This window comes from Nigerium sp., from assembly GCF_039811905.1.
GTDB lineage: Bacteria > Actinomycetota > Actinomycetes > Propionibacteriales > Propionibacteriaceae > Propioniciclava.
In genome coordinates this window covers 1-7,104 of the sequence record NZ_JBDHZL010000126.1, presented here as the reverse complement: position 1 = coordinate 7,104, position 7,104 = coordinate 1, and the positions used below count along the sequence as shown (strand labels likewise).

At 71.5% G+C, this 7,104-nt stretch carries 5 protein-coding genes; all 5 read right to left on the bottom strand.

What is annotated here, in order from left to right; all coding sequences use genetic code 11:
- Positions 1-599: 599 nt before the first annotated feature.
- Positions 600-1,529, bottom strand: coding sequence for a universal stress protein (locus WMJ97_RS13640; protein ID WP_347349551.1), 930 nt, complete (start codon positions 1,527-1,529; stop codon positions 600-602).
- A complete protein-coding gene (locus tag WMJ97_RS13635; protein ID WP_347349550.1) occupies positions 1,526-3,031 on the bottom strand; it encodes an amino acid permease in 1,506 nt (501 codons plus the stop codon). The genes WMJ97_RS13640 and WMJ97_RS13635 overlap by 4 nt, the downstream gene beginning before the upstream one ends.
- A 243-nt stretch (positions 3,032-3,274) precedes the next feature.
- Positions 3,275-4,627 carry a GntP family transporter gene (locus WMJ97_RS13630; RefSeq protein ID WP_347349549.1) on the bottom strand — a complete coding sequence of 451 codons (1,353 nt, stop codon included), beginning with the start codon at positions 4,625-4,627 and terminating at the stop codon, positions 3,275-3,277.
- A gap of 3 nt (positions 4,628-4,630) precedes the next feature.
- Positions 4,631-5,524, bottom strand: coding sequence for an NAD(P)-dependent oxidoreductase (locus WMJ97_RS13625; protein ID WP_347349548.1), 894 nt, complete (start codon positions 5,522-5,524; stop codon positions 4,631-4,633).
- Positions 5,525-5,604: 80 nt separating this feature from the next.
- Positions 5,605-7,011 (bottom strand): four-carbon acid sugar kinase family protein, encoded by a 1,407-nt coding sequence (locus tag WMJ97_RS13620; RefSeq protein WP_347349547.1) that lies wholly within the window; start codon positions 7,009-7,011, stop codon positions 5,605-5,607.
- Between the last annotated feature and the right edge of the window lie 93 nt (positions 7,012-7,104).

Genomic DNA, 7,104 nt, shown 5'->3' with positions numbered 1-7,104 from the left:
CCGGGTCGCGGGCCTCCGGGTCGCGGGCACAGGGATCTCGGTTCTCGGACGCTGGCCTCGGACGCGAGCCCAGGCGTCCCGCGCGTCGATGGCCGGCGACCGCGGTCGTCCGGTTTGCTTCCCTTTCGGAAGCAGAGCGGGGCGGCGTCCGATGGACGAGCGGGCACGCGGGGCGTCCTTTCCCGAGAGGACGGATAACGAGAACCCTGACTGGCCCGTTCTCGCGGGGACGCCGTGAGCGCACCGCCGCTCGGCCGTCGTCGCCGAGAACGAGCCAGTCAGGGTGTGAGGGGTCGAGCATGAGGACGCCGCGGGTGACGTTACCCGGCCCGGGGGGCACCAGGTCGATTCGCCACCACTCGATGAAGGGTTGCTGCCGGTTTCGCGGGGAGAACGGGGGAGCGCTCTGGGTGGCGGCAGGCCAACCGGACGCCTACGCAGGCGTCGGTATCAACGCGCCAGCCCAGCGGCTCGCGCAGGCGTCCAGGGGGCGTGCGACATTCTCCACATCAGAGTGTGGAGAACGTCAGGTAGAAACGCACACGGGGCGCGGGCTCACCCTCACCCTCACCCTCACCCTCACCGCTAGCCCACAGCCATCACCGGGGCCGGCGATCGGTGGCGTTCGCCGACCAGAACGTCCGCGGGACGACGGCGACGGGCACGGGGGAGTTCCGGACGATCTTGGACGCCGACGACCCCAGGAAGACGCTCGCGAGCCTGTCCGACGAGGTGGACGACCCCACCACGAGCAGGTCGCCCGAGTCCCAGTCGAGTTCGTCGAACGCGTTCGCCCAGGTGCGTCCGGTGGCGATGGCGCGGCTGATGGCCTCGCACGGGAGCCCGCGCTCGGTCAGGTGCTCGATCGCCTTCGCCTGCTCCGCCTCGGCGCCCTCGCGCCATTGCTGCAGCACCATGTCCTCGGCCCCGCTGATCGACGGCGGGAACATCTGGCGCCCGCGCACCGCGAACGTCACGATGCGCAGGCTCAGCCCGAATGCCCGCGCGATCGGGGCGGCCCGGCGCAGCAGCGACCAGCTCGTGCCGTCGTCGCGGAACCCGATCGTCACCCGGGTGAACGGCGCTCCCGGCGCGGCGCGGTAGCCCCGCGGCGCCAGCAGCACGGGCACGGGGGACGAGTGCAGCAGCCGGTCGCTCTTCGATGTGATCGTGATCACGCCGTTCGGCCCGCTCGGACCGCTGCCGACGACGATCGCGAACGCCGAGTCCGCTCGCGCGCTGTCGAGCAGCACCTGCGGGACCGACCGTCCGCTGCGCCAGGACGCCGCCGTCTCGACGTCCGCGTGGCGCGCCAGCAGCGAGGTCGCCTCCGCGACGCTCGCCTCGCCCTCCTCGGACGCCCACCGCTCGAATTCGCGGTCGGTGTGGCCCGCCACCGGCGTCGGCCACCCCTGCGGGACCACGGTCACGGCGTCCACCGGCTGGCGGAACGTGAGCCCCGCCTGGCACGCCAGGTCGAGCGCGGCGTGGTCGTCCTGGTGGGGGCTGAAGCCGACGAGCAGGCTCATGCGGAGGCGTCCTTCCCGGCCGAACTGGACGCGACCTGCCGATGCTCCTCCTGCAGCGCGGGGTCGTTCAATCGCGCGTGCCGGCGTCCCCACAGCAGGTAGAACGCGGCGACGATGACGATCCACGAGCCGAAGATGGCCCAGGTGATCGGGGCGAGCCCCGACAGAATGTAGACGCAGACCGCCACGGTCAGCACCGGCGTCACCGGGTACCCCGGCACCTTGAAGGGGCGCTCGAGGTCGGGATGGGTCCGCCGCATCACCAGCACGCCGATCGCGACGACGGAGAACGCCATGAGGGTGCCGATCGACACCGTGTCCCACAGGTAGTCGGCCGGCACGAACCCGGCGATCAGCGCCACGATCACCGACACGACGACCGTGTTGAACGTCGGCACCATGTGGCGGGGGTTCACCTTGGTGAACCGCTCGGGCATCAGGCCGTCGCGCGAGATGGCGAACAGGATGCGCGTCTGCCCGTACAGCACGACCAGCGTCACCGAGAAGATCGAGATGACGGCCCCGGCGGCGAGCACGGTGCTCCAGATGTTGTTGCCGGTCACCTGCTGCAGGATGTGGGCGAGCCCCGCCTCGGCCATCTCGGGGCTCGCGAAGTAGTCGGCCGGCTCGGCGGCCAGCCCGGCGGCCGCGACGAGGATGTAGGTGATGCCCACGATCAGCAGCGACCCGATGATCGCCCGGGGGAGCGCCTTTTGCGGGTTCTTCACCTCCTCGCCGGCGGTCGCGACGGCGTCCAGGCCGATGAACGAGAAGAAGATCGTGCCGGCCGCGGCACTGATGCCCGCGAAACCCTTGCCGAAGAAGTTCGAGAAGTGATCGGCCTGGAAGGCCGAGAAGCCGATCACGACGAAGAGCGCGAGGACGCCCAGCTTCGTCAGCACCATGATCGCGTTCACGGTCGCCGACTCCGTCGCACCGCGCAGCAGCAGGAACATGCACAGCAGCACCAGCACGACGGCCGGCAGGTTCACGACACCCGGCACCGTGCCGGACAGGTTGGGCACCCACGTGACCAGCAACTCGTGCGGCAGCTCCAGCCCGGTCAGCGAGCGGAGCAACTCGTTGAAGTAGCCGCTCCAACCGACGGCGACCGCGCCGGCGGAGACGCCGTACTCGAGGATCACGCAGCCCGCGATGAACATCGCGATGCCCTCGCCGAAGGCGTAGTAGGCGTAGGAGTACGTCGACCCCGACACCGGGATCGCGCTCGCCATCTCGGCGTAGCAGAGCGCCGACAGCCCGGCCGCGAGCGCCGCCACGACGAACGAGATCAGGACCGCCGGGCCCGCCTTCGGCACGGCCACGCCGAGCACGAAGAAGATGCCGGTGCCGACCGTTGCGCCGACGCCGAACATCGTCAACTGGAACGTGCTGAGCGTGCGCTCGAGACGCTCGCCGTCGCGACCGCCGTGGGCGAGGTCGAGCGGCTTGCGGCGGAGCAGTTGGCGTCCCAGCGGGACCGGGGGGACGGTGGGGGCCATGGGGGTCCTTCCTCGTCGGCCGGGCCGGCCGGGCGCTGATCCTTCTGGTCCGAAGGAATCGATGTTCAGAAGGAATCTAGCGGCATTCGGGCCGCGCAGGTGACGGCCGCGTAACACTTCCCGGACGCCTCGCGCGCGTGCGCGCCACCCCTTGTCAGCCGGACGCCCCCGGCGTGGGACGCCGAAACCGGCCGCCCGAGGGGCGGCCGGTTTCGGCGGTGGGGTCCGGCTGACGGAACCCGGTCAGGCGACGAGCCACAGGAGCGACGTCACCCCGAACCCGACGAGGCTGCCGGCGGTCGTGATGACCGTCCAGGTCTTGAGGCCGTCGGCGACCGAGAGCCCGAGGTACTTCGTGACGATCCAGAACCCCGAGTCGTTGATGTGGGACGCCGCGTACGCGCCGAACCCGATCGCGCAGGTGATGAGCACCACCTGGAACGGGGAGTACCCGCCGGCGGCGACGGCCGAGCTCATGAGGCCCGCGGTCGTCAGGATCGACACGGTGGCCGAGCCCTGCGCCACCCGCAACCCGACGGCGATCACGTAGCTCATCAGCAGCACCGGCATGCCGAGCCCGGTCAGGAAGTCCGACAGGGCCTTGCCGACGCCCGTCTCGACGAGGACGTTCGCGAACACGCCGCCCGCGCCGGTGACGAACACGATGATGGCGACGGCGTACAGGGCCGAGTCCATGATCGTGCCGCGCTTCTCGAGGTCCCACTTCTGCTTGCGCCCGATGAGCACGTAGGCGAGCAGGCAGCCGACCATCAGGGCGGTCACCGGCGAGCCGATGAACGACAGCGCCCGCGCGGCCGCGGACCCCTTCTCAACCATCATCGCGCCGGTGGTGCCGACCATGATGAGGCTGAGCGGGATGAGGATCAGGGCGAGCACCATGCCCGCGCCCGGCGTCTTGTCGCCTTCGCTGACCCGCTGGTTGTGCTCGATGGCCTCGGTGGCGGGCGAGTCCTGCAGGACGACCTTGTCGAGCTTCAATACGCGCGAGACCAGGTAGCCGACGATGGCGACCGGGATGCACAGGGCGATGCCGACGATCGTGAGGAGGCCGGCGTCCGTGCCGAGCGTCGCGGCGCCCGCGACCGGGCCCGGGTGCGGCGGCACGACGACGTGGACGGCCAGCAGCGTCGCCGCCACCGGCAGGCCGATCTTCAACGGGTTCATCTTCGTGACGGCCGCGAAGCCGAACACGATGGGCGCCAGGATCAGGAAGCCGACGTCGAAGAACACCGGGATGCCGAGGATGAACGCGGCCGCCGTCACGGCCATCACGACGCGCTTCTCGCCGAGCTTGTTGGTGAACGTCCGGGCGAGGCGTTCGGCGCCGCCGGACACCTCGATGAGGCGTCCGAGCATCGCGCCCAGGCCGACGATGATCGCCACCGACCCGAGCGTCTTGCCCATGCCGTTCGTGAGCGCGGGGACGACCTGGTCGAGCGGCAGGCCGCCCGCGAGGGCGGTGCCCATCGCGACGAGGATCATCGCGACGAACGCGGACATCTTGAGCTTGATGACCAGGAACAGCAGGACGCCGATCGAGACGACGGCCAGCAACAGCAGCATGGGTTGGGTCATGGATCAGCCCTCCGGGGCGACGACGGTGATGATGGAGGAGTCGTCCTGGGCGCCCTTGCCCTGCGCGAGGCCGAGCAGGTACAACTGCTCGGCCGCGGACGCCACCGGCGTCGCCAGGCCGGCCGCGCGCGCGGCGGTGTTCACGATGCCCATGTCCTTGACGAAGATGTCGATCCGGCTCTTCACCTCGGCGCCGCCCTCGTCGTAGGCCTGCAGCATCCGCGGGCCGCGGTCGCCCAGCATGAAGGACGCCGCCGCGCCGCCCATGAGGGTCTCCAGCACGGCCGCCTTGTCGAGCCCGAGGCGTCCGGCCAGGGCCATCGCCTCGCCGGCGGCCGCGATGTGGACGCCGCACAGCAACTGGTTCACGGTCTTCATGGCCTGGCCGTCGCCCGGCTTGGAGCCCATGCGCTTCAGCGGGTCGGCGAGGGCGGTGAGCACCGGCTCGGCCAGCGCCCACGCCTCGTCGGTCGCGCCGACGGTGACGAGCAGCGTCCCGTTGCCGGCGCGCACGGGGCCGCCGGAGACCGGGGCGTCCACGAGGTGGAGTCCCTCCTCGGTGAGGCGCTCGGCGACGGCGGTGACGGCGGCGATGCCGACCGTGGACGTGACCAGCACGACGGCCCCGCGCGGCAGGACGCCCGCGATGCCCCCGTCGCCCCAGAGCAGGTTCTCCAGTTGGGCCTGGTTCCGGACGGCGACGAGCGCGACGTCGGCGCCCGTGGCGGCCTCCTGCGCGGACGCCGCGACGCTCGCGCCGGCGTCCGCGGCGAGCTGGGCGCGCTGGGACGCGATGTCGAACGCGCGGACCTCGAACGTCCGGGCGAGGTGGGTGGCCATGGGCAGGCCCATGGCCCCGAGGCCGAGGGCGGCGATGACGGGTCGGTCGGTGGGCATGGTGTTCTCCTTCGAACGGTGTGCGGTGATGACGGTGCTGGTGAGAGGGCCGGAGCGGAGCCGGCAGAGGCGGATAGGCGTCAGGCGGAGAGCTTGTCGACGACGTCGGCGAGGGACTCCGGGCCGCCGACGTTGCCGGCGAAGACGATGTAGGGGATGCCCTGGGCGGGGCCGTCCATCGGCTCCCACAGCGAGACGATGCCGGGCAGCATCGGCCCGCGGACGAACGCCCGCTTGATGCCGAGCCCGCGGGAGGCCACGTCGGAGGACGTGATGCCGCCCTTCGCGATCACGAAGCGGGGCTTGGATGCCGCGAGGATCCGCTGGACGACCTCCACGACGGCCGTGCTGACCGCGCGCGACAGCGCGAGCGACGACTGGGCGTCGGCGCCGGTGACGAGCGTCCTCGACGTCCGGACGACGACGTTGCCCTTAGCCAGGCCCCGAATCGCCTGCTCCACGACCGCGTCGAGGTGGGCGTCGCGGCCCTCGCCGAGCACCTGGGCGACGTCGATCTCGAGCTCGGTCGGCGTCCGGCGCTCGCGGAGGGCGTCCAGTTGCCGCGTCGTCATGGAGACGTGCGAGCCGACGACGATGAGGCCGCCCACGGCGTCCGTGGCCTGGCTGCCGTCCAGCGGCGGGTGGACGTCCTGCCCGATGCGCGCCCGGCCGAACGGCGGCCCGACGCGGTAGAGGAAGGTGCTCCCGGCGTCCTCGGCCTGCTGCAGCGCGAGGGAGAGCTGGCGCAGGTCGGCCTCGTCGACGATGTCGACGACGCTCGGCCGCGCGTCGGACGCCTCGCGCAGTTGGGCGACGACCGCGTCCAGGTCGGTGCGCAGGGTGGCCAGGTCGATCGCGATGACCTCGGACGCCTTCGTCGCGCCGCCCGTCTTCTCCTCGACCCACTCCCGCAGGTCGGAGGAGCGGTAGCCGAACGTGGCGTCGCGCGCGAACTCGGTCTCGCCGGCGGGCGTGTAGCCGTCGGTCGGGTTGCCGGCGTAGTGGACGCCGTGAACGGTGATGCGGCCCGCATCCCCGAACGCCGGGACGATCACGATGCCGTCGACGTTGCGGCCCTCGTGGCGCCGGACGGCGTCCGCCAGCACCTGGGGCTCCAGCGGGAAGTGGCCGCGCAGCGTCGAGTCGGAGCGCGAGACGAACGCGATCTGGACGCCGAGGCGTCCGGCGGCCTCGTAGGCCGCGTCGGCGACCTCGCGGTTGATCGCGGCGGCCGCCTCGGGGTCGAGGCTGCGCGAGTTCGTCATGACGTAGATCGCGGGGCAGCCCTGGGAGAGCCCCCACTCCAGGGACTCGGGCGTGAAGTCGGTCAGCACCGGCAGGTCGGCGACCGACTGCGTGCCGGTCGGGTCGTCGTCGAGGACGACGAGGATGCGGCTGTTCTCGCCCGCGGCGTCCGCGACCGCCTGGGCGGGCACGTCGAGCGGGGCCGGGAGGCCGGCGGTGAGTTCGTCGAGGGTCTGGGGCATCGTTGCTCCTTGGAAGATCAGAGGTCTGATGTCTGAACGATAACGCACGTCTCCCCGCGCTGGCAAGGGTCGGGTGGGAATTCGTCCGGCTCG